Here is a 26,498-nt window from a genome sequence, read left to right as displayed (position 1 = left end):
AGGTGATTGAAATGGGTGGAGTTGCTACCGATTATGGAAGTTTTATGAAGGTTTTAATGAATTCTAAAGAACTAAGAGATTTAATGCTAATACCAATTGCAGAACAAAAAAACACATTGATGATTGATAAATATTTTTGTGAAGGAGTTACACAAGGAATTATTACCACAGCACCAATTTGTCGTGTAGTAATCTCAAGTAATCCTCAATCGCCCACTAATAATCCATATGTAAAAGAAGATATGTTAGCAATTGAAGTTTTTGTTCCTAATGCAATTGGTACAAGTAATTTAGATAGAAAAAATATATCGGGATTTGAACGTAGATCGAATCAAATTGTAGATAGGATTATTAAGCTTTTCCATAACAAAAAAATAAATGATAGAAAAATGATGTTAGAAGCAAGGCATGAATTAACATGTAGTACCGTTGGGTTCTGTCGGCATATAATTCAGTTTTCTTACAAAAGAGTTTATAGTTAACAATTAAACAATAATATTGCCATGACAAAGGGCATTGTACTTTGTACATATAAATGAAAGAAGGAATTATATATTATGGCAAAAGATCAACTAGGATTTATAATTGATACACCTAATGCATTAATCAAAACAAAGAAAAAAGACCTAATAATTGACAAATCTACATCAGGGGAAGTATCATTTTCAGGAGACAACATATCAATTACTGGTGGCCAAGGCTTTCTTGCTCTTGCAGAAATACCAAAGTCGACTAAGATTGATGTAAAAATTACAAATGCTGAATTTTCATTAAATCAAATGGAAATGACCAGCGGTGGAACTGTTACTATTGGTGCTAAGGAATTTAGTAAATATGGAGATGTATTTGCTGTTGATGCTACAAATTCAATAACAATTCCAGAAGCAGTTATCGTAGGTAGTGTAAGAATTAACGGTTTTACAGAAGTTACCACTGTGGTTGCTACAGGTCAATTTAAGGTTACAATTGCTTCTAACACATCAACTGTACAATTCTTCACAGATGTTACTACAGGTACAGAAATGAAACCTTCTTATAAAATATTGACAGCAGCTACTGTTGCTGGATTGTCAGTAAAAACAACCGACGTTCCAGGAAGTGGAGAAGTTATACTAACGTGGCCTATATATGAATCTGAGGAAGTGGAATCAGCGATTTGGGCTAGTGGGCAATTAACCTTATTCAAAGCTAAGATTAATCAAAGTTCAAAGATTGGTGGTTCTTATAAATCAGCATCTGCATTTGATATAAATTTCTCAACTTTAGATCCAAAAAGATCGGATAAAAAGGCATGGGATTTTAATATAATCCCAATAGTTGTAGCGTAACAATTTAACAATAATATTAGGAGAGAACATATCTCTCCTAATAAATTTTAAATACGAGGAGTGAAGGAATTGGAAAATGAAAATGAAATATTGATTAATGAAAAACCTTTTTTACTAAAGCCAGTAAAAATAAAATACATGAAACAGGGCTTTTACGCAAATTATATGACTGTTAAAAAATATGGTTTTGCAAAATTATTAACATTTATGGATGCCGAGGAATTAATCTTAGGGTTGCTTAAAGCAGTGCTCGACAAGGAAGAAATTGATGAAGAAATATATGATAATTTAGATGCTCCAACGATGAAAAAAATCATAGAAATTACAAAAAGATTAAATGAAATTGAGGATGAAGTAGAAGTAAAAAACGAGTAAGCAATGGAGAGGAAGGCATTACTCTCGATAGAGGGTGTTCTATGCTTACAGTCCATTGCGGAATTCTTCCTTGGAATTTAAATGAATTTGAATATCCAGAATATAAAAAATGTATAAAAGAATTAGCAATAAAATTAAATTTTGATGGAATTGTTAATGTGTTGGGGAATAGTTATGCCCAAGATGCTGGAGAAATAGTGAATTCGGCGAATCCATTTAATCATTCTGAAAAGCAACAAAATAAAAAACAGAGAATGACGAAGGAAATGGCATTGCAATTTATGGGTCAAAAATAGGGAGTACGATTTAAACCTTCGTTTCTTCCTATTTTTTTTAACCGTATCTCATAAAATATTTATTTTATATATTGTTTATTGTTATTTTTCTCATGTATTGTATAATAAATGTAATGTTAACATTTAGGAGGCTACAATACATGAGAAAGAAAATAATAATTATTATAGGGGTTATGTTGTTATCAGTTATGATGTTTGGTTGTGGCAACAATAGTAAGACTTTAAAAATATCTAAGAATGCAGAGTTAAAGGATGAGTACAAGAGTAAAGTTAGTGAAAAATATGCTGAAAATTTTAATGAAACAATTATAAAATATGTTGAGTTGTTTAATAAAAAAGATAAATTAGAAGAGTCTGATTTGAATGTATTTCTCAAGTCAAGTTTAGAAAATAACAAAACTTCAACAAATTTAAATGAGACAGAGAGGCTACTATTAAGTAAGTCATCTAAGGTTTTTGGGGATTTTATACTTGAATATGATGAGCCTACTGAAAAAACTAAATCTAAGTTAAAAGAAGACATTCAGGTGCTCTTAGATTTATATAAATAAAGTTATTTGATAGAACGGATTTTTATAATTCGTTCTTTTTCTATGTTCAAAAATAAATTTAACAATTAAACAATAATGTTACAGTCTAAGAGTAGAATTTATCTACTCTTTTTTATTTTAAAATCGAAAGGAGTAGATAATAATGGATAACAAAAAATTAATAGGACAATTGTCCTTAAACTTAGATACTTTACGTAAAGATGTAACCCAAGCCAATACAATACTTAAGGGGCTAACTGAAATAAAGGTAAATGCTGTAGATGTAAACAGTGGGAAAGAGTCTATTGCAATTCTGCGCCAACTTGAGGGTGAATTTAAAAAATTAAAAGATGCCTCTGGTAAGTCATTCGACACAGCTATTTTTAAACAGATGGAGAAGGCCTTAAAGGACTTAGGAGTATCCTATGGTACTGTTATTCAGAAGGTCACAGAATACAAGAAAGAGTTTAAGAATGAAGACGGCACTAGTGAATTAAGGGTTTGGAAAGAAAAAACAAATGCAATAAATGAAAATGGAAAAGCAATAGAAAAGGTTAAAAAGATATTAGCAGATGGGACAGAAAAACATAGTTCTGCTACCGTGATTGATAACTCAGCAAAAGAAAGAACACTTGCCTATGCTGATTCTATTGCAAAAGTTAGCACAGAATATAAAAAAATGGAAGCAACTAACACTTTAAGTATAAATGGAATAAAAACATTAAAATCAGAATTAACGAAAATACAACAATCCTACAAACTTACTGCTGCCGAAGCTAAGGCTTTGTGGACTGAACAAGCTAAATTTACAAATAAAATAAATACTTTGAGTAATCCTAAATCGACAACTACTCAAGATATTGTTCCTAAAAATGAGATAGCTACTGTTCAGACTATGTACAATGAAATGAAAAGAGAGAATGCCACTTCTGTTTCTAACTTAAAAATATTAAGCACCATGCTAGAAGATGTTAGAAAAAAATACGCACTCAATACTACAGATGTAAATAAATTAACTGGGATGCAAGCAAGATACACAGCAGAGATAAATACACAGGTTGCAGCAGAAAATAGAAAAAATGAAGCTCAAAATAAGAATAGTGGTAAAAACACTACTCAATATAATGCAGGATATAAATCTCAATTGGATGGCATTAATCAGTCATACTTAACTTTAAACTCATCAGAGAAAGCTAGAATATCCGATTTGAATGCTCTTGCAAGTAGAACAACTGCTTTAGTTTCAGGACTTGGATTAGAGGGAAATGCACGTAACCAAGCAACCACTCAAGCTAAAAAATACACCGATGAAGCTAAAAGAGTTCAAACTGCTATTGACCAAGAAGTTAAAGCTAGACAAGACGCCACTGCTAAAATTATAGCTGCAAATGAGAGACAATCATTGTCGGCATTAAAACTATATACTCAAGAGAAAGCAAATAGCCAAGAATATTCAAAAATGAGTACTCAACTTTCAAAGATTAGCGGAGAGAAGCAATTAGCTATGGGGTCAGGGGACTATTCTAACGGGCTTATGGATCGTGTAAAAATTTCTGCCGCATATAGTTTTGCCGCTGCGAATATTTATATTCTCAGAAATAGCATAAAAGAGCTAATCACTACTAATACGAATTACGAACAATCGTTAATGGACTTATCAAGAACCCTAGATAATGTTACGAATAACGACCTAAAAGCATATGGGAAACAAGCAGTAGCGTATTCTAAGGAGTTTGGTCAACCTCTCAAAGAGGTACAAAATGCGATGACTGAACTGGCTCGTGCCGGAGTAAACAATAAATCAGATTTAACAGGTATGTCTAAGAGCGTAATGCTAGGATTAAATACTACGGAGATAACATCTGCGACAGAAATGACTGGGTACTTGGTAAGTGCTGTCAAGCAATTAGGGATGAGCTTTCAAGATTCAGAAAAGATTATCGATGGTTGGAATAAACTAGGTGATAAATATGCTGTAAAGTCAAATGACATGGCTGAGGCAATGCAGAGGGCTGGAAGTAGCTCAAAAGCACTAGGAATCGACCTCAATAACTTGAACGCTATAACTGTTGTCATCGGTGAAGCTACGCAAAAAAGTGGTTCTGAGGTAGGTAATGCTATCAAGACAATGGAAACAAGACTTTTAAGACCTGAGACAATAAAGGTATTGGAGAGTTATGGTATTTCAATAATGAAAGATGCCGAGCATTTTAATAGCTTTAAAGAGATAATGACAGGTGTAAATTCAGCATTAGATAATTTTGGAGAAGGTACAAAGTCTTCAAATGATATACTTGACTCGATTGGCGGCGCCTGGAGAAAAAATGACATCTCGGTATTAGCAAAAGGTTGGGATCAAATAGACGCAATAGCTAAAGAAAGTGCTGACTCCGTAGGATATAGTGCAAAAGAAAACGAAAAAGCTATGAACACTTACGCAAAGCAATTAGAAGTTTTCAAATCTTCTATTAAAGAACTTTACCTAAGTATTGGCGAAGCAGGTCTCATGACATCATTAAAGGGTATAGTTGATGGAACTACCTCAATTACTCAAGCTCTTGCTAAAGCAGATCCAGGAATGAAAAAATTCTTATTTACATTACTTGAAGTTGGAGTTGCAGTTAAATCACTTTCTTCTTTAAATAAAATAGTTACCGGGTTAAATTTTACTCAGATATTAGATAAAACAGGGATTAACAGTTTTTCTGCTCTTGTAGGAGGATATAGTAAATCTACAACTGCGGCAAAAGCTTATCAAGCAGCGTCTGCAAGTTTAGCTGCTCAGGTTGCTTCTGGAAGCATAACAGCAACAGAATCTGCTGGAATATTACAAGTGGTCGGAACAAAACTAGGATTAGCTTCTACGAGCACAAATGTCCTTAGTGCTGCTCAAACTGGGCTCCAAGCTAGTCTTACAAGTGGAATAGCATTAGAAGCTAGTCTTACTTCACAAGTTACAGCAGGAACTTTATCTGAACAAGGGAGAAAAGCTGAACTATTACAACGCATGTTTACAGAAAAAGAATTACAAGCGCAACAAGCGTCAGGCATAATAACATCAGAAGAATATAATTTAGCCTTAAGACGACGTTCAGTTTACGAAGCAGGATTGCAAAGTCAAGTTAATGCCGGAACTATGACACAAGCACAAGCAGATATTTTATTAAAAGAAAAAATTATTACACAAGAACAATACAATCTAGTGATAGCTCAAACGAGCTCGAGTTTAAATGTATCTACTGCAAGTACAGCAGGTCAAACTGCTTCAAACGAAGCTCTTAATGCTTCTCAGAAGGCTGTAACAATTGGCGCTTGGGCTATGAAAGCAGCAATGTTAGCAGGAGTTCTTGTTATAACATTTGCAATTACTGCAATAGTTAAACATGTTCAAGCTCAAAAAAATGCAGTTCAAGACATGCAATCGGCATTAGATTCTATAAATAATAAAACTAGTTCGATAGATGGTTTAATAAATGAGCACGCAGAGTTAGCTAAAAAGACTAGTCTTACTGCTGAAGAAACAAAACGATATGGTGAAGTCGTAAAAGAGTTAAACAAGTTATTGCCAGACTCTTCTTCAATAATAAAAGACCAAACATTATCTATAGATGCTCAGACAGAAGCTATGAAGAAAAATAACGCAGAATTAGATAAAGCATCTACAAAAAAATCTATTAAAGACGCAGTTGGAAACTATGATAAGTCAAAGAACAATGCCTTAAGTCAAAAGAGCATCTACGATAATGCCTCACAAGTAGCTAAAGGAGTAGGAGAAGCTTACGACAAAGCATATGCTATTAAGAAAGCAGAGTATATTGCTCAAATGGGAGCTAAAGGTGAACTTTTAAAACAAGATCTTACAAACATAAATACTTTTGTACTAGAAGAAGCTAATAAAACAAGGGATGAAGCTTATAATAGCATGACTAAATCAAAAGAAATTGTCTCTGTCTATTCTGCATGGTTTAAAAAACTAGCTGAGGATGGAGTTCTTGCTGCTGGAATCACAGGTAAAGTTGCAACAGAAGTAATTAACGCTTTTGACAAAATGGGAGAATCGAAGGACGTTAACAAAGATAAAATCATAAACTATTCAAACTCTCTAGTAGAGTTAGGGAAAGAAGATGTGTTTAAGAAATTCTCTGCATCAGTAGAAGAATTCAATAAGAAAGCAAGTCATACTCCTGAAGAAATAGCCAAACAAAAATCTGCTATAGAGTCTTTATTTAAAGGGCAAAAGTCCTCAATGCCAACGGCAGAATATGAGTTGTTCAATAAAATATTGACAGAAGTAATAAATAATATGGCTAAAGCTGGTGAAATAGCATCTACAGCTAGTTTCAGTTCAGAAGCATTTAAAATAAAAATGAAAGACTTAGATGATGCATTTAAAGAAACTCAAACCTCTGTTGGGAATCTAAATTCAGTAATATCAGAAATGTCTAAAGGAAATACCTTGAGTACAGAAGAAATGTCAGATTTGATACTAAAATATCCACAGCTTACAGATAAAGTAGAAGGAAGTGCAGGGGCTTATACTATACAGGTATCCGCATTAAAAGATGTACGTCAAGCTAGTATTGACGCAATGAAGACCACAATGGAATCAGAGAAAACGAACGCATTGAATACCCTTAATGGGGTAGCAAGTCAACTAAAATCTTATGGTGTCTTAATAACAGCAATTAAAGACGTAGCAAGTGCTAAATTAGAAGCTAGTAAGATTGAGATTTATTCATTACCTGAAGGTGTACAAGGCCCGGTTGATAATGCGGAAAGTACAAAGAAAAAGCAATCAGATATAGATGCCATAAATGCATATGGATTAATTCAAGATAAAATTAAGGGATTAACAAGTGTATTGAATGACAACACATTGGGTGTTAAGAAAGATACATCTGCTACAAAAGAGTTAACAGAAGCAGAAAAACAAGCAATTGCCGAACAGAAGCGATTAACTCAAGCCACAAAAGAAGCGAATAACGCAATTAAAGACCAGGAGATAGTTCTCAAATCCCTTAACAATCAACTAAAACAACAAGATATTAGCATGGGCAAAATGGAAGAACATTCTGCAAAATATCGAAAAGGGATAGAAGCAAAAATAGCATTACTAAAACAAGAAGAGTCAGTAACTGGAAAGTATATTGTCACTAATACTGCAAATGCCAAATCCTTAGAAAACCTTGCAAATGTAGCAAATAGAGCAAATGTAAAAGCAAATAATGCTAAAGCAAGTGGTTCCTCGGGCTCTATTAGTGGTTCAAACTCAGATGTTAGAGTAAATTCAGGAGTAACCGCATCACAACTTAACGCTAAGCTACAAGGCACACTTGCCGGACATGGTGCTGACTATATTAGTGCAGGTAAACAATATGGAATAGATCCAGCTTTCCTATCTGCAATCACCATGCATGAAACCGGTAGAGGGACTAATGCCGGTTCACGTGAAAAAAATAATGTCGGTGGAATGATGAAAACTTCCAATGTACAAATGTCATTCTCTTCTATAGAAGCAGGAATAAATGCTATGGCTAAACTACTAGCAGGAAGCACATATATTAAAGGAGGTGCTGTTACACCGTCTGCAATACAAAATATATATTGTGAAGTAGGAGCAGACAATGATGCAGGCTTTAATAAAGATTGGTTAGGTGGCGTAACAGATTTTTGGAAAGAATTTGGAGGTGGAGGTTTTACTGGAGGTAAGTCTCAAATAATGTCAGCCACAGGCGAATCTAATTTAGACTCAGGAGCAGATTCGTTACTATCTAAAGTTGAAGGATTTAAAGATAGACTAATAGATATAAAACAAGAAATCGACAAATTAAAAATAGAAAAAATTAATAATGAACTTGGAGAAAAAGACGACGCAATTAAGAATTACGAGCAATATACTACCCTCAACGAAGCTAAATCTAAGCAGTTTGAAATAGGAAGTAAAGAGTATATAACTGCAAAAAAAGATGAGTTAGACGCAATGAGAAATAAGTATATCGTAATTACCCAAAAACAAGAATTGTTAAATACTTCTATAAAAAAAGGCGGTTTCGACGAACGAACCACAACAGGCATGAAAAGTCAATTAGCTGATTTGAATGTACAATACCTAGGAATCTACAATGAAATAAGAGATAAAATTAAAGAAACTTATACTACAGCATTTGAAGAAAATGACAAGCTATTAGTTAAATTTCAAGACGATGCTAAAAAAGTTGATGATTCTATCTCACTCCTTGGAATAATTGATAACCCAGAAGAAAGACAAAAACAATTAGATTTCATGCAAACTAAAAAAGTAATAAATCTTAGTGAACTACGCGACATAACTGCTGAAACTAACAAATATAACGAAGAGTTAAAAACTATAAATAAGACAACTACAGAAGGTCAAATCAGGGTTAAATCAATAACAGATAGATTAAAAGAATTAGGGAATAAGCAAATTGATGTAGAAGTTAAATTAATTGCAGACGAAGAAAGTATGAAAGCTATTAGAATAGACTCTATTGGGAAAGAAGAAGAAAGATCTTTGAAGCCAATAGAGATAAAAATTAAAGACATTGACAACGCTGAGAAGATGTTAAATAACAACGATATGGCAGCTAAGACAGGCTTAAAAGTACAGAAAATGACTGCACTTAGTTCTCAGCTTGACATATTAACAGATTCTTACAGAAAATTATCAGACGAAATCAAATCTCATAATACTGGTTCTGAAGAAGACCAAAACAAATTAGACACTGCTAAATCAAAAATTGTAGATATGATTCAGACTTTAAAAGAAAGTATTGCTAGTTTAGAGTCTTTGAAAATGGACATAATTCTAAAACCATTTGAGAATCAACTTTATAAACTTAATTTAGATTTAGAGAGATATAATTTCCTAATTAAAGCAACTGAAAATTCTAATATGGCTACTAGAGTTAATTTATCTACTCAGGCATTAATGAATAATAAACAACAGATGACTTCATTAATGGTAGAAGCTAAGAAATTAACTACAATGGAGATGCCAAAACAAGAAGCTTATGATAAATGGAAGACTAACCTTGAATCTGTAAAAGGCAAATTAATATCTACTGCACAAGCACAAATTGATCTAAATAAGCAAATTGCCAATATGAAAGTAGATACCCTTATTACAAAACTGAATAAACCTGAGCAACAAATTGATAATGTGGTATCTCAAATAGACATGAAATTATCTATGGGTGATAAAAATATGGGTAATTTAATTAATACTGCTTTCGACAATACTCAAACTGTTGAAGAATCAATTGATTCAACAATATCACAAACTAACGAAACTGTGGGAATTATTGATGACACTTTAAAAACTAGCATAAATAGTATGGATACAATTGACATGAGTGTTCAAGATGTTACTTCTCAGATTAATGAAAGCACAAACGCTATAAGTAATTTGTTAAATTCTATAAATAGTAGCATTGATGGACTTAAAAGCACTATAGGTAGTAGTATGACACAAACTGGACATACAGGAACAGCACTAGCAGGCTCATCCTCTGACCCAACTTCCGTAAATGGAATATTTAAAGGTGCTCAAATAGGAGATAAATATTATACTCAATCTCAACTATCAGACCCAAAAATGTTGACTGAAATTACTGGAGAAATAGTCAAGGGTGGTAAAATTGTTGAGCACTTTGAAAATGGAACTAATGGTACTACGGAAGATGAACCTGCTGTAGTAGGAGATGGTAAAAAAGACAGTAATGGTAGTAGTAGAGAATTAGCAGTATTACCGAGTGGCGAAACTAAGATTATAGGTGAAAAAGGATGGACATTACAACATTTACCAAAAGGCACTAAAGTAATTCCGCATGAGGAAACTGAAAAAATATTACGTCAAGGTGGGATTACTAATCATTTTGCAAAAGGAATTGGAGATATACGTCACTATGCAAATGGAACTGGCATGGAGTATGGAAACAGTTATAGAACTAAAGAAGGTTATGATGTAATTGAAGTCAAAGAAAATAATCAAAAGGGAACAATATTAAAAGATTCAGTATTTGACAAAGACAGTAAGAATTATAATGAAACAGTTGCAAATTCCAATGGTAAAATATCTTTAGGCGATTTAGATCATAGTTCAAGCAATGGAATGAGTGATGCTTATAATTCAGGAAAAGGAACAAATTCAGATTATCAAAAGAGTCAACGAGATAGAGAAGAATCGTCTAATTCTCCAATTCGTCATGTATTTAATGACGATGTAGCCTCTAATTCATCAAATTCAAATTCAATATCTCAAGAAACAACAGTTTTAAATACCTTAACTAAGCAAAGAGATGTTCTAAAAGAAAAAGTATCACTAGCAAAAGATTCCAATGAATTATATAAGCAATCAATAGATTTACAATCAACACAAGCATTAATTGCCCTAAAAAACATTGAATCCTTAAAAACTCAAAGAGATGAAAATTCCAATAACAAGGAAATCTATGATAAAATTACTAAAGAAATTGATGCACAGTATAAAATTATAGAAAGAACTGAGAAAGCTCTCAAAGATTTAGGTAAAAATAGAATTGATTCAATGTTAACAAATGCGGATTTAAAAATTAAAGATATTACCGATAGCATTAAAGTAATGGGTAAAATTGACACGGAAAACGAAATGGAAACTAATTACCAAGGATTATCAAATATTTTTACTAATCTTAATAGTCAAATTAAAACATTGGTAGATGAAGAAACTAAAATAAACCCTGAATTACTAAACCTAGAGAATATTAAAATAGCAGGAACATTAACAGATGAACAAAAACTTAGATTAATTGAATTACATGCAGAAATGGATGAAATTAAGAGTAAGAAAGTTGATGTAACTGTAGAAATCAATTCTAATATCGAAGCACAAATCCAATCTTACAATGATTATTTTAGTGAAATGAATAAAAATGTGCAAGATAAAATAAGTTTAGTAGGGAGTATTGATACAGAAGCCGACAAAGACAAATTAATGAAATATACAAAAGAAATTTCAGACGCATTGGAATTTCAAAGATTAATTTTATATGCGAAAGTAAAAGCACAAGAGGATATTTTAAATTCTTCCACCTCAACATTAAGCGAAAAAGATACAGCACGAAAAGCAAAAGAATTACTTGTGACTAATCAAATGCAAAATGAAATTGATATTGTAAAAAATGCAGATGACCAGCATCAACAAGCTTTAGATAAAATTAATAGAAGAATATCAGAGATGGACAAAGCTTTAAAACTTGTTGATGAGACATCAGAAGATTTACAAAAGAAACTGACATTTATTAAAGACTGGAATCAAACTGATTATAGTAGTATTACATCTTTACAACAATCGCTATATGATAATTCCCTTAAAAAACACGACTTATCTATTAAAGAGTCACAACAAATTATGAAATTAAGAGATAATGTTAAAGTTGGTTCCGAGCAATGGAATGTTTACAATGATAAATTAAAAGAAGTAAATAATACTACAGAAGATTCTATAATGCAAATGCAGAACCAACAGAAAGAATTATTAAAAACTAATTTTTATAAAGCTTATAAAAATATTGAAAGTAAAATATTCGACGGTTCTACTTCTGAAACTGAGAAAGAAAAATTAGACGCTAAAGCAAAATATCAAGGGATGTATATTGAAGGTGAAGAAAAAGCATTAGCTATTGATAAACTTAGAACTTCATTAAATTCCGATATTCGTAATTCTGTATCTGAAACAGCAAAAGTTCAATTAAATGCACAATTGATTCAGCTAAACTTATTGGAGAAGCAAGATAAATTAACTCGTGTTGATTATGAAAGATTTCAGAAAAAACTAGAAATCATCAAAATTGAACAGCAAATTGAAAATGCTAAGAGCCAAAAGATTATCCAACAATTAACTCAAAAATCAGATGGTTCTTATGACTGGGAGTATGTTGCTGACCAAGACAAGATTGATAGTTTAAATGAAGATTTAAAACAAAAACAAGTCGATATGATAACTTGGGAAAGAGACCAAGAGTTAAAGAAACAGCAAGATGATTTATCAACCAAGAATGATTATTTAACTGAATTACAAAAGATTCTTGACAAAGCACAGAATGGACAATATAAGAGTCAAACTGATTTTCAAAGAGCGCTGGATGCTTTGAATGCCAAATTCAAAATGAGTGGAACAGATTTTGACAATAATATGAATGATATAGTAAACTCTTATACCGTCTTTACTACAAATATGGTGAGTTTAAGTAGTAAATTGTCAGAAGCTATAACTAATTCTGCAAAAGCAATTCAAGATGCCGTTACTACTCTACAAAGTGCTGTTGACAAGTTAAATACAGATTCAGCTAAGAAGATAAGTGAAGTTGAAGAAAAACCTAACAATAATAATCCAGCAGAAAATACTGGAAGTCACTCATTGTCACAGTCTCAATTAGAAGGAGCTTTAGCTTGGAATAACAATAGCAGTAATAATTCTACTGCATATGTAGACAGTACAGATGGTGGCCTGATGTATCATCTTAAAACGGATACAGATGTAAATCCTAACTATGTATTAGTAACTCAAGATTATATAAATTCTATAAACTTTAGGAAGAAAGCTACCAAAGAACAATTAGAAAGTGCATTAGCTATCAATAACAATGTTAATAGTCTGTCCTCTGCATTTATGACTACAGATGGAAGTATAATGTATCATCTTAGGTCAGATAATGCTAACATTGACCCAAGTTATACATTAATAGATCAAGCTTACGTAGATGCTAATACAGCTAGTCTAATCACAGGAGGAATGACACCAAGTAATATTGATGATGGAGCTATGGCTGTTTTACATAGCGATGAAATAATTAATAATCCACTACAAACCAAAGAATTACTGAATACTAGCTCTAATTTATTAGCTTTAAAAAATTATATGCCAAGTGCCTTAAAAACTATTGATACCCCTAGACTTAGTACAAAAGATGTCTTACCAAACTATGTACTACCACCTATCCACCTACCGAACAATTTATCTAACTCAATCAAAGAAGTTGTGGATAAGATAAATACTAATGGGGTGAATAACAATAGTAACAATCAACCTCCACAAGTTATAAACCATTACACAATAAAAGAATTGTCAGTTCCAAACGCATTAACAGACATAGCTGATTTAATTACTATGTTTGATACATTACCAGAGGTTACAGTTCAAAATATCAACAATATGAGCGTTCGAGAGGCTTTATAGCCTTTTGAACGCTTTTCTAATAAGGCGGTGATTTAAAATTGGTATCAATATAAGAAAAATTCAAGACAATATATTAAAATCAGTAGCAGCTACAGCTAAACCTATGATAAATGACTCCCCAATAAAGACAATGGACTATGGCTTAGTAACAAGTGTATTTGGCAACGGGAAATATGGAGTAACTATTAACGATATTGAGAGTGAAATTTATGCATTAGATAATAAAATTTTTGCAATCAGAGATGTCGTAATAATAATCATAGGAAATAATAGTTTTAATACAGATAAATATATCCTCGCTAAGAAACCAAATTAAATAAGAAAGTTGGTGATTAAGTAAAAATGACAATGGGAAGACCTCAACTATTAAGCACTTCTCCGTTTCCAAGTAATACACAGAAACTACTTAAATTCTTATATTCAAATGGAGAACAAGCAGTAAAAAACAATTTAGTCGCAGTAAATAATTCTACTGGAGTAGTTGAATACAATCAAGAACAAACCACTTTTAACTTCAATCATACTTTGCTGCCAAATTTATTGACAAACGGAAGTATATATAAGATAAAAATTAGAGTCGCAGACAAGGATAACAATTGGTCAGACTTCTCTGATGAGATATTGATTATAGTGTTATCTATGCCCGCATTAGGCATTGTTAATTTGTTTAGTGTGAACTTATCTAATTATTCGTTTCAAGGCTCCTTAACCCAATCAGAAGGGGATATATTGAGCAGCTATAAGTTTATATTATATGATAGGAATGGGTTACTTATAGGTGCTTCTGTGACTAAAACAGATGGATTATTACAACATTCTTTCGTAGGGTTATCTGATAATGAGCAGTATAAAATCGAGATGGCAGTTGTAATGAAAAGTGGAATGACAAATACAACTGGGTTGCTAAATTTTTCTGTTAATTACATTACCCCTCAAATAGCCAGTAGCCTTATACTTGAGAATTTGTTTGATAAAGGTCAAATAAAAATAACAACAAATATAATAAGAATTGAAGCAAAAACGCCGACAAATCCATATATTTATATTGAAAATGAGAAAATTGATTTAAGAAATAATATAATTACTTATAATAAAGGAATTTCTATAAGCAATGATTTTGATGCAAAAATGTATGGATATAACCTTGTAGATAATAGTGAATTTTATATTATGTGTGGAGAAAATGATACAGATTCAGCAAAACACAGAATAATTTTAAAGAGAATCGGGAGCAAAATATATTGTAACAAAATAGTTGGAGCAATCAATTATTCGATATATACGGATTTTGATATGAGTGATCCGAATAAAAAAATAGTTATAGGCTTGCAACAAATAGATGATTTGTTAAATTTATATGCTGTGGAAGAATAAGAAAAATAGAGGTGATAATACAGAATGTTCTTAGGATATAATTTTTTATCCGACCAAGATAGCTTGACTCCAAGCTATAATACAGTTGGTAAAATAAATAAAATAGAAGCAAGCAAAATTATTTTAGACGAGTTATTAATAAACAATGTAGTAAAACCATTTAATAAAAGCAGAGAAGATTGGACTTTTCTAACATTATTTTTAGCTAAGTTCAAAGGTAACACCTCTGCTGGAAACATAGATTTTGCAGGATTGTTAATATCTGTGCTGAGAGTAAAAAGAAGAAAAATAGAAGAAATAAGCAATTGGATGACTATAAGAGACATTCCTTATACAGAAGACCAGGTTGAAATATATGATAGTTTAAATGAATCGAGTCAAGAATATGAATACGCAATAGTTCCAGTTATGGATAACGGTAATGAGGGCGATTATAACAACAATAAAATACTCTCTGAGTTCGATAGTGCTTTTATATTAGATATAAATAGTTCTTATAAACTATCTTGTGATTTAGAATATGGTACAAAAACAAGAAATATAAGTTCTAGCGTTTATAAGCCGTTAGGTTCGAGGTTCCCTATCATAGTTAAAAATGGAGATATGTATTATGACACAGGTAGTGTGACTGCATTAGTAGTTTCTCAACAAACCATCGATGAGAGTGTTATAACAGACAGAAAAGTCGAAATCAAGTTAAGAAATCAACTCGAAGATTTTTTGTCTAGTGGTACTTCTAAAATACTCAAGGATTCAAATGGAAACATGTGGATTATAGGAATTGCAGAAAGTCCTAGCACAACATATTTAAATGAAACAAAGCAAGCGTTAGCAAGATGTTCATTCAACTGGACTGAGATGGGCGACGCTAATAACCAAGAAGATTTGTATGATTTAGGGTTAGTAGATATATTGATTTAGTCAGGAAGGAGATGTGTGAGTTGGCTACACAGTTAGAATATAATGTTTTAAATCAGCGTCAAAGAGAGATATTTACAAAAATAGATATACTGGATTTCAATGAAAACATAGAATCCACCTTAGAAGGAGTTTGCATATCTGGAGGGGTAAATGTTGATGCCGGCAGCACTATCAGAAGAAATTCCGATTTGACCATAGTTATTAGGGATAAGACTTTGTTACCAGCTCCCGGTTCTAAGATATGGCTAGATAAAAAATTTGTTCCCTACAATGGAGTGAGAGATACAAGAACAAAAGAAAAAGTGTGGTACAAACAGGGAATATTTTTTATGAGTAATCCTCAGATAACTTCTGCAAATGGAAAATTAGAATTGAGTCTAAAAGGTTTAGATAAAATGTGCTGGCTAAATGGGCAAATAAGTGGAAGTTTTAATATCGCTACTTTGTTAAAAGAAGGTGAGCCTTTAAGCGAATGTATAAGAAATTTAGTAATGTTAAGTGGAGAAACTAAAATAATGATTTCTGATGTAGAAGGGATGACCTTGTCGTCTGAAATTAAAAAATCTGAAACAGATACAATAACAAGTATATTGGATGAAATTAAAAATCTATATATGGGATATGAATATTTCTATGATAAAAATGGATTCTTCGTATATAGAAAAATAAAAGATAGAAAAAATGATGCAGTCAATTATGATTTTTCTGATGGGAGATTAATAATGGAGTATTCTAACAGCCCCGACTGGGAGAATATTAGAAACGATATTGCTATATGGGGGTTATTGTTAAGCAATGGGAATCAAATCAAATATACGTTACAGAATAATGATGAAAACAGTCCATTCAGTATTGCCAAGATAGGAAGTAGAAAACTACCAATCAGCGATAGTAAAATACAGACACCAGAGCAAGCTAAAATGAGGGCTGAATATAATATGCTTTTGCATAGCAGTCTTAATGAGAAAGTCTCAATACCCATAGTCCCAATATACGATTTAGAGCCTAATATGATTGTACTTTTGAAGAATGAGAGTAGCGGAGTTATTGGAAGGCATAGAGTTTGTCGATTCAATATCCCCTTCGATAACTCATTAAGCAATGTCGAAGTTGAAAAATTATATTATGAAACAGTTTAACAATTAAACAATAATATTAAGGAGGATAAACGATATGTCGAACACATACTCGGATCTGCCAAATACAAAATTTCCAGACCAAGTTGATGATTTCTCGAGGATGAGAGACTTGAGTGCTTCGGAAGTCGTGCTCATGGAGCAGTATCAAGCACTTATAAAGGCTAAAGATATAACTTCGGCACAAAATTTAATTGAAAATAATCCAGGATTAAAAGTAGTATTATTCAATGCTTTTAACGTTAATAATATCGGTGATGCTGTAAAATCATTAGAAAGATTTTTCAACTCTAATGTGAATGGTTTTATCCAATTAAAGCAAACAGAAATGACTACTTTTATTACTGATAAAAAAACAGAAGTTAATAATTTTACTACTGCAAAAATGGATGGGATATTAACATATACCAATAACAAACAACAAGAAACAACGGATTTTGTAAATATAAAACAAGCCGAGATAAAAGATAAGAAAGATTATTTTATAAATCTTGTTAATCAAAAGGAAATTCAGTTATCTGAAATGGATACTAGAACAAAACGATATTGGCAAAAGTGGAATTCTACAATAGATGGACAAGTAGAATATGATATTTTTACAAATGGATTTAATCTAAGTCTACCACCAGAGGCAATTTTAAATATTGACCCAGAAAATATAGACTTGAGTATAAATGGTAGCCAACAAATACCCTACGAGGATTATGAAATAAAAGCTGATGGTCAATATAAGAAAATAATTATAAAAGGCAATGCTAAGAATTTAATAGTAACAGGAACAGAGGTAATTATAAAGTATTATAAAAATGTAGGAAAACTATATTTTAAACATGCATCTACACATCAAGAAGGCGGATACGACCCTATAATTATTACAGAAAATATGTTAGATACCAATTTAAAAGATAAAATAGGAAATAATGTAATACAAAGTGCTACTAAACCAGTTCCAAAAAAAGGAATGACTTGGCTGAGAGTTATTGAATGAAGGCAGGTGAAATTTAATGGGGATTGATAAAATCAACCGAGTCGTTTTAAGTCAAGAATTTAAAGATGAAATTGATAGGAAAACAGATAAAGATTATGTAGTCACAGAACTATCTAAAAAATATGATAAGACACAAGTCTTTAACAAACAAGAAATTGAAGATAAATTTACAAAAATTCTAGGTGGTACTCCTCCAGAAATGGTAGATACTATTATGGAATTGGCAAAATCCTTAAACGATGACCCACATTATGCCCAAACGGTAATTGCAGAATTATCTAAAAAGGTGGACATAGTATCCGGGAAACAATTAAGCACCGAAGATTTTACTACAATACTAAAAAATAAATTAAATAATATACAAGAAAGTGCTCAAGCGAACCCTACTGCACAAGAAATCCTAATCATGATAAAAGCTATAGATGGTGTAAATAGTGGGTTGGATGCTGATATGTTAGAAGGAAAAGAAGGAAGTTATTATTTAGACTATAATAATATTTCGGGAAGACCTGATGTATTTAATAAAACAGAAACAAATACTTTATTAGGAGGCAAAAGCAATACAAACCATACGCACGATATTTATTGTACTGAAACAGAAGTTAACAATCTAGTAGGTTTAGAAGATTTAGCAACTACAAATAAAACCTTGAAAGGTGCTATAAATGAAGTTAAAGCTTCGGTGGCAATCGGTGGAAGCGTTGCTAATGCTGATACAGTAGGAGGAAAAACATTTAATTGGAATGGGAAAGATGGACAACCTCCTTGGTTATGGGGAGGAAGTGACTCTATAAATATGTATGTATATAATCCTAGTAATTTTAATGTTAATAGTGCTAAGAATGCAGATACTGTTGACGGAAAACATGCTGGTGATTTTGTTACTATTCAAACAGGAGTAATATTACCTACGACGAATACAAAGAATCTAGTATTCTTAAAAACATTATAATAGAAATAATATAAAAGAAAGGGGATTAAATTTTATGACAATAAAAGCAGAATATAATTATGACATAGATGGAAATGGTTTAAAGTCTTATCATTTCAAAACTGATGCAGATATAGTAGATATAACCGATAAAAACAATAAAATAGGTGCAACGAATGTTGAAGGGGCATTGGAGGAAATAGTAGATAAGATAGTAACTCTAAATGGAAGCGTTACGTCACAATTTACGGATACAACGAAACAAATTACAGATTTAAAAACCTCTGTCGTTAGTTGGAAAGATGGTATTTATTCCGCAACTATCGGCAAAAAAGTAATACCTATAAGTAAGGATTTTATCGACCTTATAGCAGGAATAAATGCAATTAAAACAGGAGGAGGAAACGCAGTTGAATTAGATGTAATAAGTGGTAAAACTTTTACAAATGCTGACGGAATTTTACGAACGGGAATAGCAACATTAACAAGTTTAGGCGGTAAAAAATTTGCAAGTGGCACTTACAATGCTATGTATACTAATGGATATGCTATAACAGTTAATGGATTAAGTTTTAAACCTAGTACAATTATGTGTAGCAAACAAACAGGTTATGGTTGCGGTGTTATGTATACTTCCAAAATGGGAATGTATTACCCGTATTACCATGATTTATGGAGTTCTGGAATGACATTAGGACATCAGGAAATAAATTCTCCTCCATGGTCATATATAGCAGATGGTGGATTTAAGTTTGCCCTTAGTAGTGCTAATGAATTCGTAGGAACATGGGATTGGATAGCATTCGAATAATAAAAAGAAAAGGACGTGATTATAAATGCAAATAGGAAAAAGAATAATATATGATAAATTAACAGGTAAAGTTTTAAATGATTGTTTTGATGAAATGCAAGGTAGTTTACAAGAAGGACTAAGACCTTTAGAAATTGATTATATAGATTTACCTTTCGGAGACACAACATTGAAGGAAGTAATTAAATATCATATAGACGTTGTTACAAAAAAAATTATAATTGATAATAAAATTGAGTATGCAGAAACAACAGAAGAAAAACTTAAAAGATTAGAAAATGAAATGTTATTAAACACAAATAAAAATATTGAAGGAGGTATATTTTAATGGAAGTTAGTATGATAGTAGTTGAAATAATTGCAAATAGAATCATGGATAAAGGTGAAAATCCAAAGACACATCAAATTTTTCTTTTGTCTGACATAATTAATGCAGAATATAAAAAAGCTATTGAAGATTGGATAATTTTACACAGTAAAGTAATAATATAAATTCAAGATTTTAAAAGGCGAAGTTGAGATATAGGAATATATCTTTTTTATTTTGCCTTTTAATTATTAGAAAAATATGTCAAATACACTATTAAAATGATTGTTTTAAAATAAGGAAATAAAAGGAGTAAACACAATGGAATGTAAAAATAACGTAAAGGTAAATACAAAAATGACATATGAGGAAGAAAAAAGTGCATATACTCAAGCATTATTAAATGAAATAAAACACTTAGAAAGACAATTAAAAGTAACAGAAGAAGATAGAGATACATCAAAAGAGGTACAAGCTAATTTATTAGCATTATGTATGCAAATATTAAAAATGGATGAAATAGACGTAGCTAAAAAAGAAATTGCTAAGACCATAAAAGAGTCAATGAAAATATTAGGAATACAAAGAAAATAATATATAAAATATGGAAGAAGGAATATAGAAAAATGAATGTCATAGAAACAAATCTTAGAAGAAATGGAGATTTAAATTATAATAATATACCAAAAATGATAGTACTACATCATGCAGAGGCTAAAAACTGTACAATTCAAGATATAAATACTTGGCACTTAAATAATGGATGGACAATGTGTGGTTATCACTACTTTGTAAATAAGAAAGGTAATATATATCGAGGTAGACCAGAAAAAGCACAAGGTTCACATTGTACTGGAGTAAATAGATGTAGTATCTCAATTTGTGCTGAAGGTGATTTTATGACAGAAACAATGAATGAAATACAGAAACAAACAATAGTTGGTTTGTGCAAAGATATATGTGGCAGACATGGAGTAAATGACATTAAAGGACATAAAGAAGTGCCCTATTCAACCGACTGTCCAGGTACTAATTATCCATTAACTGAGATTAAGCGATTAGTAAACTCGTCTACATCCCCTTCTGTTCCAAATAAATCAAGTGAAAGATATTGCAAAGCTTGGCAAATTTTCTATAACAAAGAAACAGGAACGGGGACGAGACTTGATGAGGATGGATTTTATGGTATATTGACACAAAATTCTCTTGATTTTCTTTTAAGTTATATTAACAAAGGTAAAAAATACAAGTATTGCAAGTCTTTCCAAATCTGGTTCAATAAAATCACAGACACAAGATTACCAATTGACGAGGATGGATATTGGGGTACAAATACAGAGGCAGCTTATCAGAAGATAAATAAATTGTGTAAAGGTTAAATAAGAATAGAAGTAAAGCAAGAATTAATTTCTTGCTTTTTATTATGCGTAAAAATAAGGAGTGACGAAATATATGGCTAAAAAATTAGCGAACTTAACGGAAGAAATGTATCAACTATGTAATGATTACAATAAACAGATAATCGAAGAGTTTATAGATAATAGTGACGAGCTTTCTCCTCAAACTAAACCACAGTACAGATCATCATTAAGAATTTGGATAAATTATATTAGAGAATTTTGTAAAAATAAGCCTTTGTATGAGGTTGAAAGTATAGATTATAAAAAATTTCAAAGTTGGTTGTACAACAATGGGTTAGGAGAAAGTGCTATTAGATTTAAAAGAGCTTCTGTAAGTACATTAAATAATTACATCATGCTTTATTATCAGAAGCAGTATCCTACATTTAGAAACTTTGTCAATAAAGGAATTAAGGTTCCAAGCCTTGGAGAAGTAAATGAAAAGAAACCATTAACTCCTACTGAATATCTTCACTTATGTGATGAGTTAGAAAAACTTGGAGAATGGGAGAAATTAGCATATCTAAAGTTTACATACTCTACAGGTTGTAGGCGTACTGAAAGTTCCTTGCTCTTAAAAGAGGTTGTCAATTATAAACCCAAAATAGGAAAATCAAAAGTAAAAGATGATCAAGGAAACGAAACAGAGATAGAAGTTACCTCATACAGAACCCACGACATACGTTGTAAGGGTAAGGGAGTTGTAGGGAAGGTTAGAAAATTACAATTCTCAGAGGAAGCTATGGAAGCCTTAAAGAACTGGCTAGAGTTTCGTGGAGAAGATGATTGCCCATATATGTTTGTTATTAAAGACAAAAATGGGGCTCATGGCAGACCTCCTGAGAATTTTAATTATTGGTGCAAGAAATTATTTGCTTCAATTGTAGGAAGACGAGTACATCCACATTTGTTCAGAGAAAGTCGGGCTACAAATCTTGTATTGCATTCAGGTAAAGATTTAGAAACCGCTCAGAAATTATTAGGACATAAGAGTGTAGAAACCACAAAAATTTATGTTATTAGAGAAGACACGGACGATGCAGATGATGCATTCACTGACTAAATCTACAAAAGGAAAGAAGGTGACAAATTCAAATTTGAAAGGAGAGCATCAAAATGTTTGCAGAAATATTCAATCAAGCATTGATAATTTTACAGTCAATGCTTAACAAGACACTATTATGTCTATCTGTCATAATCTCGATCTTTCTTGGAGCTATAGGTTATCCAAAGCAGGTTCTAGTCTTTATACTAGTCCTCATCGTAATAGATTTAATAACAAAACAAGCTTCATTGGTAGTAATGAAATATGGAGAATTTAGTATTCACAATTACTTAAAAGGTTGGACTGAAAAGCCTGCTATATTAACTTCAAGGGCATTAAAAAATGGGGTTTGTGTAAAGACAATATTATACTCACCAGTTTTATATATGGCTCATCAATTTATAGTTATACCACAAATGATTGGTGGGAGTATAATTTCAAATACTTTTTATACACTTTTAATATTAGTTGAGACCTCAAGTATTTTTGAGAATTTTATTGCCTCGGGTTTTGCATTTTTTAAACCATTTTTAAAGTATATAAAGAATAAAAAGAATGAAGTAATCGAAACAAACAAAAATAAATAAATAATTAGGAGGAATGTAAAATGAACACAATCACAAATTTTATATCAAACAATTCAAGTGTATTAACAACTTTAGGAATAATTATAGTGGGGATAATCTCTGCTTTAATTGCCAAGGACAGACAAAGAGTATATACAGGGATTTATTCTCTTGTATCTGAGGCTCAATCATTGGATGCAACTAATCCAGAAAAGTTTACTTATGTATTAGATACGGCTTATGGAGAACTCCCAAGAGTAATTAAATTATTTGTATCAGAAGATAATGTTAAGAGAGCTATTACCTTCTCACTTTCTAAATTTAAAGAATACGCTTCTGTTCAAATGGTTCCAGGTACTAGTGTTATAGTGTCCCCTGTGGAAGTTAAACCTGATACCGTACAAGCTCCTAATGAAATAGCAGCAGAGATTAAAACAGAAACGGAAGTAATTACACCTGTAGAAACTAATGAGGTTACAGCACCCATAGAGGAAACTATAGCTATTCCAGTTGAGACAGTTTCAGAACCAGTTTCGGCAACAACTGTAGAATCGGGAATGGTTCCTGAGACACCAGTGGCTCCAATATTACCGGTTGTAGATGTAGCTAGTGCTATTTCTAAAATTCAAGATATTTTAGCAACTATCGCACCAGTTCAATAATATAAAATATGAATTTCAAGTTACAAAAATAAGGTAGTACATTTTTTCTCTTAACTGAGATTTTATGTATTACCTTATTTTTTTGATTAAAAGTTATAATTAATGTCAACAATTTAAAGAAAAACAAAAGAGGTAATTGCATGTATAAATCAAAAAGAAGTTTTATAAAATTAAACTTAGTAACATTTGTAGCAGTTATATTTATTTTAGCTGCATTGGCAGTCCCAGTATTACTATAAATAACCCATATAAGTTACATTAATTTGTAATTTATATGGGTTATTTTTTTCTTGTGTATGAGGTTGACAATTTAAATTTTAGTACGATTTTAGAGTTCGCTTTCATAAAAATCATACTCACCGTCAAATGCACTTTCTTCTTCAGTATCACAAGTTGACTCAGTTAAATTATCTATCTGGCCTTCTAAATCCGCAATCTTATCTGTCATATATGCACTGGTATCGGTATAATTATGTAAGCTTGCATCTAGTGCATTAAATAGATTTTCTTTTTCTATCTCTGTAAGATTTGAAACTAATGCAGTAAAATCTCCTCCACGCTGATCGTCTGCAATCATTAATGCTTTATCTCTAAACATGTGACCTTTAGATGTTGTAATATCAATTTTTGCAATATCTTCATTGTCCTCAATTAGTGTAATATTGTTATTTTTGTATTTAATTTGGCCTTCATTATACATAATTATCTCTCCCTGCTAAATTGAATGGAGTTATTCTACGATACAATCTTTGGGGTCTTTGTCTACCCTAAGACCTTTAAATACAGGTTGTCGCAATGAACCATTTGCTGTTTTTGTCATATATTTTACAATACATACAAGGCCAGGTTTTATCCATATAGCATTATCGTTCCCAGAAGGCAATTCATAAAAAGGGTGAGAATTTATTCTAGGCATTGATTCTATTGATTTAAAATCCTCTGTTGATATTCCCAACGTAACATGACCCTTACATACCAGTTCTTTGCCTGAATATTGACCAAGAACAATGCTGATTGCACCGTTCTCCTTAAGAATATATCCACATACTACAAAGTCATCATCAAGTAGGTATTTAATTTTAATCCAATCCTTAGTCTTCTTATCAAAATAATATTTGCTATCTTTCATCTTAGCAACTATTCCTTCAAGTTCATTTTGTTTGGCAAGTTGATAAAACTGAATCCCACGTTCCTCGATGTAGCGAGAAACAGCAATGCGCTCATTTTCCTTTATGTTTTTTTCTAGTAGCATTTTACGCTCCATCAATGGTAAGTCTATAACTGAATGATCCTTATAATAAAGGATATCAAATGCTGTAAAGCTGGCCGACAGTTTAGCGGATGCAAGTTGAATCTTAAAGGTGTTCGACAATAGAGAGCGCCTCTGAATCTCCGGAAAGTCTGGCTTGCCATCCTTGATAACAATCAATTCGCCATCTAAAATACAACGATACTTGACTTGCTTGTTTATATTTAAAAGTTCTGGAAATTTTGAAAGCATTTTAATATCTCGCTTATTTCGTAAATCTGAGGAATCCTTATCAAGATAAGCTATACACCGATGACCATCGAGCTTTAACTCGTAAATATAATCCAAGCTGTCAAAAGCCTCTTGAGCCTCACCTATCAACATAGGTTTTATTCCTTTGCTCTCAAACAAATCCATTATGCACCTTTAGAAGTTTTTTTACGTTTTTCTTTAGGCTTTGGAGTTTCGTTAACTTTATTTTGCTCAATACTAGCCTTTAATGCATCCATAAGATTAATAATATTATTTGGAGCTTCAGACTTAGAGGCAACGATATCTTTACCAGCTATTTTTGTTTCAAGTAACTCACGTAGCTTTATTTGGTATTCATCCTTATATTCAGCAGGCTCGAAAGGAGTTATCATTGAGTTGATTAATGCCTTTGCCATCGTAACCTCAGCCTCTACTAATTCTGGCTTATTGTAGGATTTAGCAAGGTCTTTAATTTCGTCCTCATAATACATTGTAGAAATTAATATTCCATCCTCACGAGGAATTATAGCAAGTAAAGTTTCTTTTGTTCCCATTACCGTCTTACCTATTGCAATCTTTTGCTCGCTCATAAGCGCAGCCCGTAGTAATTCAAAAGCTTTGTCCCCACCTGCTAGAGGAGTAGCTTGATATGTTTTATCATAATAAATTGGTGATATTTGATTAAGCTGTGCAAAATGCATTATTTGTATTGATTTTTCTTTCTCAGTTTTAATTTTTTCTAAATCGTCATCTGTTACAACCACGTAATGCTCTTTATCATATTCATATCCTTTGATAATATCTTTCGTAATAATCTCTTTTCCACAGTGAGCGCAAGTCTTCTTATATTTTATCCTTGAATTATCTTCTTTGTGGAGCTGGTTAAAGTGTATATCATTATCTTGAGTAGCAGTATACATAGATATCGGAATGGCAACAAGGCCAAAGGAAATAACTGTTTTATGAGCTACCGCCATTATTAACACCTCTCTTACTTTTTTATTAGTATAACCAAAACTTAATTTATTTACTATTAATCATTTCAATCTTGTTATTTCTATGCAAGTTAAAAATAATGTCTTAATTTGGAA

The 26,498-nt window shown here is 31.7% G+C and carries 23 protein-coding genes; 20 read left to right on the top strand and 3 right to left on the bottom strand.

What is annotated here, in order from left to right:
* The first annotated feature begins 11 nt into the window (after window positions 1-11).
* The 20 genes from G9F71_RS08275 (at window position 12) to G9F71_RS08180 (ending at window position 23,906) form a co-directional block, all read left to right on the top strand.
* Window positions 12-482 carry a hypothetical protein gene (locus G9F71_RS08275; protein ID WP_164948779.1) on the top strand — a complete coding sequence of 157 codons (471 nt, stop codon included), beginning with the start codon at window positions 12-14 and terminating at the stop codon, window positions 480-482.
* A gap of 75 nt (window positions 483-557) precedes the next feature.
* On the top strand, window positions 558-1,328 hold the full coding sequence (locus G9F71_RS08270) for a hypothetical protein (RefSeq protein WP_164948778.1): 771 nt from the start codon (window positions 558-560) through the stop codon (window positions 1,326-1,328).
* A 69-nt stretch (window positions 1,329-1,397) separates the two neighbouring features.
* Entirely contained in the window at window positions 1,398-1,703 is a 306-nt protein-coding gene (locus G9F71_RS08265) for a hypothetical protein (protein ID WP_164948777.1), read from the top strand.
* Between the two features lie 41 nt (window positions 1,704-1,744).
* The gene (locus G9F71_RS08260) at window positions 1,745-1,999 is read left to right on the top strand and encodes a hypothetical protein (protein WP_164948776.1); all 255 of its coding nucleotides are present in this window, start codon (window positions 1,745-1,747) and stop codon (window positions 1,997-1,999) included.
* 140 nt (window positions 2,000-2,139) lie between these two features.
* The gene (locus G9F71_RS08255; RefSeq protein ID WP_164948775.1) at window positions 2,140-2,550 is read left to right on the top strand and encodes a hypothetical protein; all 411 of its coding nucleotides are present in this window, start codon (window positions 2,140-2,142) and stop codon (window positions 2,548-2,550) included.
* Between the two features lie 142 nt (window positions 2,551-2,692).
* Window positions 2,693-13,765, top strand: a complete 11,073-nt coding sequence (locus G9F71_RS08250) for a phage tail tape measure protein (RefSeq protein WP_164948774.1) — start codon at window positions 2,693-2,695, stop codon at window positions 13,763-13,765.
* A 103-nt stretch (window positions 13,766-13,868) separates the two neighbouring features.
* On the top strand, window positions 13,869-14,081 hold the full coding sequence (locus G9F71_RS08245) for a hypothetical protein (protein WP_164948773.1): 213 nt from the start codon (window positions 13,869-13,871) through the stop codon (window positions 14,079-14,081).
* Between the two features lie 32 nt (window positions 14,082-14,113).
* A complete protein-coding gene (locus tag G9F71_RS08240; RefSeq protein WP_207712050.1) occupies window positions 14,114-15,139 on the top strand; it encodes a hypothetical protein in 1,026 nt (341 codons plus the stop codon).
* A 24-nt stretch (window positions 15,140-15,163) separates the two neighbouring features.
* A complete protein-coding gene (locus G9F71_RS08235; RefSeq protein ID WP_164948771.1) occupies window positions 15,164-16,060 on the top strand; it encodes a hypothetical protein in 897 nt (298 codons plus the stop codon).
* Window positions 16,061-16,080: 20 nt separating this feature from the next.
* Window positions 16,081-17,199: a hypothetical protein gene (locus tag G9F71_RS08230; protein WP_164948770.1), complete on the top strand. Its 1,119-nt coding sequence runs from the start codon at window positions 16,081-16,083 to the stop codon at window positions 17,197-17,199.
* Between the two features lie 34 nt (window positions 17,200-17,233).
* Window positions 17,234-18,184 carry a hypothetical protein gene (locus G9F71_RS08225; protein ID WP_164948769.1) on the top strand — a complete coding sequence of 317 codons (951 nt, stop codon included), beginning with the start codon at window positions 17,234-17,236 and terminating at the stop codon, window positions 18,182-18,184.
* Window positions 18,185-18,200: 16 nt separating this feature from the next.
* Window positions 18,201-19,136 carry a hypothetical protein gene (locus tag G9F71_RS08220; RefSeq protein WP_164948768.1) on the top strand — a complete coding sequence of 312 codons (936 nt, stop codon included), beginning with the start codon at window positions 18,201-18,203 and terminating at the stop codon, window positions 19,134-19,136.
* A gap of 34 nt (window positions 19,137-19,170) precedes the next feature.
* A complete protein-coding gene (locus G9F71_RS08215; RefSeq protein WP_164948767.1) occupies window positions 19,171-19,926 on the top strand; it encodes a hypothetical protein in 756 nt (251 codons plus the stop codon).
* Window positions 19,927-19,951: 25 nt separating this feature from the next.
* On the top strand, window positions 19,952-20,254 hold the full coding sequence (locus G9F71_RS08210; protein ID WP_164948766.1) for a hypothetical protein: 303 nt from the start codon (window positions 19,952-19,954) through the stop codon (window positions 20,252-20,254).
* On the top strand, window positions 20,254-20,418 hold the full coding sequence (locus G9F71_RS08205) for a hypothetical protein (protein WP_164948765.1): 165 nt from the start codon (window positions 20,254-20,256) through the stop codon (window positions 20,416-20,418). The genes G9F71_RS08210 and G9F71_RS08205 overlap by 1 nt, the downstream gene beginning before the upstream one ends.
* A gap of 136 nt (window positions 20,419-20,554) precedes the next feature.
* Window positions 20,555-20,827, top strand: coding sequence for a hypothetical protein (locus tag G9F71_RS08200; RefSeq protein WP_164948764.1), 273 nt, complete (start codon window positions 20,555-20,557; stop codon window positions 20,825-20,827).
* A gap of 32 nt (window positions 20,828-20,859) precedes the next feature.
* Complete coding sequence (locus tag G9F71_RS08195; protein ID WP_164948763.1) at window positions 20,860-21,612, top strand: peptidoglycan recognition family protein; 753 nt, start codon at window positions 20,860-20,862, stop codon at window positions 21,610-21,612.
* Window positions 21,613-21,685: 73 nt separating this feature from the next.
* On the top strand, window positions 21,686-22,696 hold the full coding sequence (locus G9F71_RS08190) for a tyrosine-type recombinase/integrase (protein WP_164948762.1): 1,011 nt from the start codon (window positions 21,686-21,688) through the stop codon (window positions 22,694-22,696).
* A gap of 53 nt (window positions 22,697-22,749) precedes the next feature.
* Window positions 22,750-23,265, top strand: coding sequence for a phage holin family protein (locus G9F71_RS08185; protein ID WP_164948761.1), 516 nt, complete (start codon window positions 22,750-22,752; stop codon window positions 23,263-23,265).
* 20 nt (window positions 23,266-23,285) lie between these two features.
* Window positions 23,286-23,906: a hypothetical protein gene (locus G9F71_RS08180; protein WP_164948760.1), complete on the top strand. Its 621-nt coding sequence runs from the start codon at window positions 23,286-23,288 to the stop codon at window positions 23,904-23,906.
* 328 nt (window positions 23,907-24,234) lie between these two features.
* On the opposite strand, the gene G9F71_RS08175 is transcribed toward G9F71_RS08180, so the two are convergent.
* Genes G9F71_RS08175 through G9F71_RS08165 form a run of 3 tightly spaced genes read right to left on the bottom strand, consistent with a single transcriptional unit; the run spans window position 24,235 to window position 26,384 of the window.
* Window positions 24,235-24,606 (bottom strand): hypothetical protein, encoded by a 372-nt coding sequence (locus tag G9F71_RS08175; RefSeq protein ID WP_164948759.1) that lies wholly within the window; start codon window positions 24,604-24,606, stop codon window positions 24,235-24,237.
* A 30-nt stretch (window positions 24,607-24,636) separates the two neighbouring features.
* The gene (locus G9F71_RS08170; RefSeq protein WP_164948758.1) at window positions 24,637-25,572 is read right to left on the bottom strand and encodes an RNA ligase family protein; all 936 of its coding nucleotides are present in this window, start codon (window positions 25,570-25,572) and stop codon (window positions 24,637-24,639) included.
* Window positions 25,572-26,384 (bottom strand): Ku protein, encoded by an 813-nt coding sequence (locus G9F71_RS08165; RefSeq protein ID WP_164948757.1) that lies wholly within the window; start codon window positions 26,382-26,384, stop codon window positions 25,572-25,574. The genes G9F71_RS08170 and G9F71_RS08165 overlap by 1 nt, the downstream gene beginning before the upstream one ends.
* Between the last annotated feature and the right edge of the window lie 114 nt (window positions 26,385-26,498).

The sequence above is a fragment of the Clostridium sp. FP2 genome, from assembly GCF_011065955.2.
Classification (GTDB): domain Bacteria; phylum Bacillota; class Clostridia; order Clostridiales; family Clostridiaceae; genus Clostridium_AD; species Clostridium_AD tagluense.
Note: the sequence above shows the minus strand (reverse complement) of the source record. Positions and strands in the feature narration are given on the sequence as shown.

Bases quoted from the DNA above. Each gene is read 5' to 3' on its own strand.
- G9F71_RS08275 (WP_164948779.1), top strand. From the start codon at position 12: ATGGGTGGAGTTGCTACCGATTATGGAAGTTTTATGAAGGTTTTAATG.
- G9F71_RS08270 (WP_164948778.1), top strand. From the start codon at position 558: ATGGCAAAAGATCAACTAGGATTTATAATTGATACACCTAATGCATTA.
- G9F71_RS08260 (WP_164948776.1), top strand. From the start codon at position 1,745: ATGCTTACAGTCCATTGCGGAATTCTTCCTTGGAATTTAAATGAATTT.
- G9F71_RS08255 (WP_164948775.1), top strand. From the start codon at position 2,140: ATGAGAAAGAAAATAATAATTATTATAGGGGTTATGTTGTTATCAGTT.
- G9F71_RS08250 (WP_164948774.1), top strand. From the start codon at position 2,693: ATGGATAACAAAAAATTAATAGGACAATTGTCCTTAAACTTAGATACT.
- G9F71_RS08245 (WP_164948773.1), top strand. From the start codon at position 13,869: ATGATAAATGACTCCCCAATAAAGACAATGGACTATGGCTTAGTAACA.
- G9F71_RS08240 (WP_207712050.1), top strand. From the start codon at position 14,114: ATGGGAAGACCTCAACTATTAAGCACTTCTCCGTTTCCAAGTAATACA.
- G9F71_RS08235 (WP_164948771.1), top strand. From the start codon at position 15,164: ATGTTCTTAGGATATAATTTTTTATCCGACCAAGATAGCTTGACTCCA.
- G9F71_RS08225 (WP_164948769.1), top strand. From the start codon at position 17,234: ATGTCGAACACATACTCGGATCTGCCAAATACAAAATTTCCAGACCAA.
- G9F71_RS08220 (WP_164948768.1), top strand. From the start codon at position 18,201: ATGGGGATTGATAAAATCAACCGAGTCGTTTTAAGTCAAGAATTTAAA.
- G9F71_RS08215 (WP_164948767.1), top strand. From the start codon at position 19,171: ATGACAATAAAAGCAGAATATAATTATGACATAGATGGAAATGGTTTA.
- G9F71_RS08210 (WP_164948766.1), top strand. From the start codon at position 19,952: ATGCAAATAGGAAAAAGAATAATATATGATAAATTAACAGGTAAAGTT.
- G9F71_RS08205 (WP_164948765.1), top strand. From the start codon at position 20,254: ATGGAAGTTAGTATGATAGTAGTTGAAATAATTGCAAATAGAATCATG.
- G9F71_RS08200 (WP_164948764.1), top strand. From the start codon at position 20,555: ATGGAATGTAAAAATAACGTAAAGGTAAATACAAAAATGACATATGAG.
- G9F71_RS08195 (WP_164948763.1), top strand. From the start codon at position 20,860: ATGAATGTCATAGAAACAAATCTTAGAAGAAATGGAGATTTAAATTAT.
- G9F71_RS08190 (WP_164948762.1), top strand. From the start codon at position 21,686: ATGGCTAAAAAATTAGCGAACTTAACGGAAGAAATGTATCAACTATGT.
- G9F71_RS08185 (WP_164948761.1), top strand. From the start codon at position 22,750: ATGTTTGCAGAAATATTCAATCAAGCATTGATAATTTTACAGTCAATG.
- G9F71_RS08180 (WP_164948760.1), top strand. From the start codon at position 23,286: ATGAACACAATCACAAATTTTATATCAAACAATTCAAGTGTATTAACA.
- G9F71_RS08175 (WP_164948759.1), bottom strand. From the start codon at position 24,606: ATGTATAATGAAGGCCAAATTAAATACAAAAATAACAATATTACACTA.
- G9F71_RS08170 (WP_164948758.1), bottom strand. From the start codon at position 25,572: ATGGATTTGTTTGAGAGCAAAGGAATAAAACCTATGTTGATAGGTGAG.
- G9F71_RS08165 (WP_164948757.1), bottom strand. From the start codon at position 26,384: ATGGCGGTAGCTCATAAAACAGTTATTTCCTTTGGCCTTGTTGCCATT.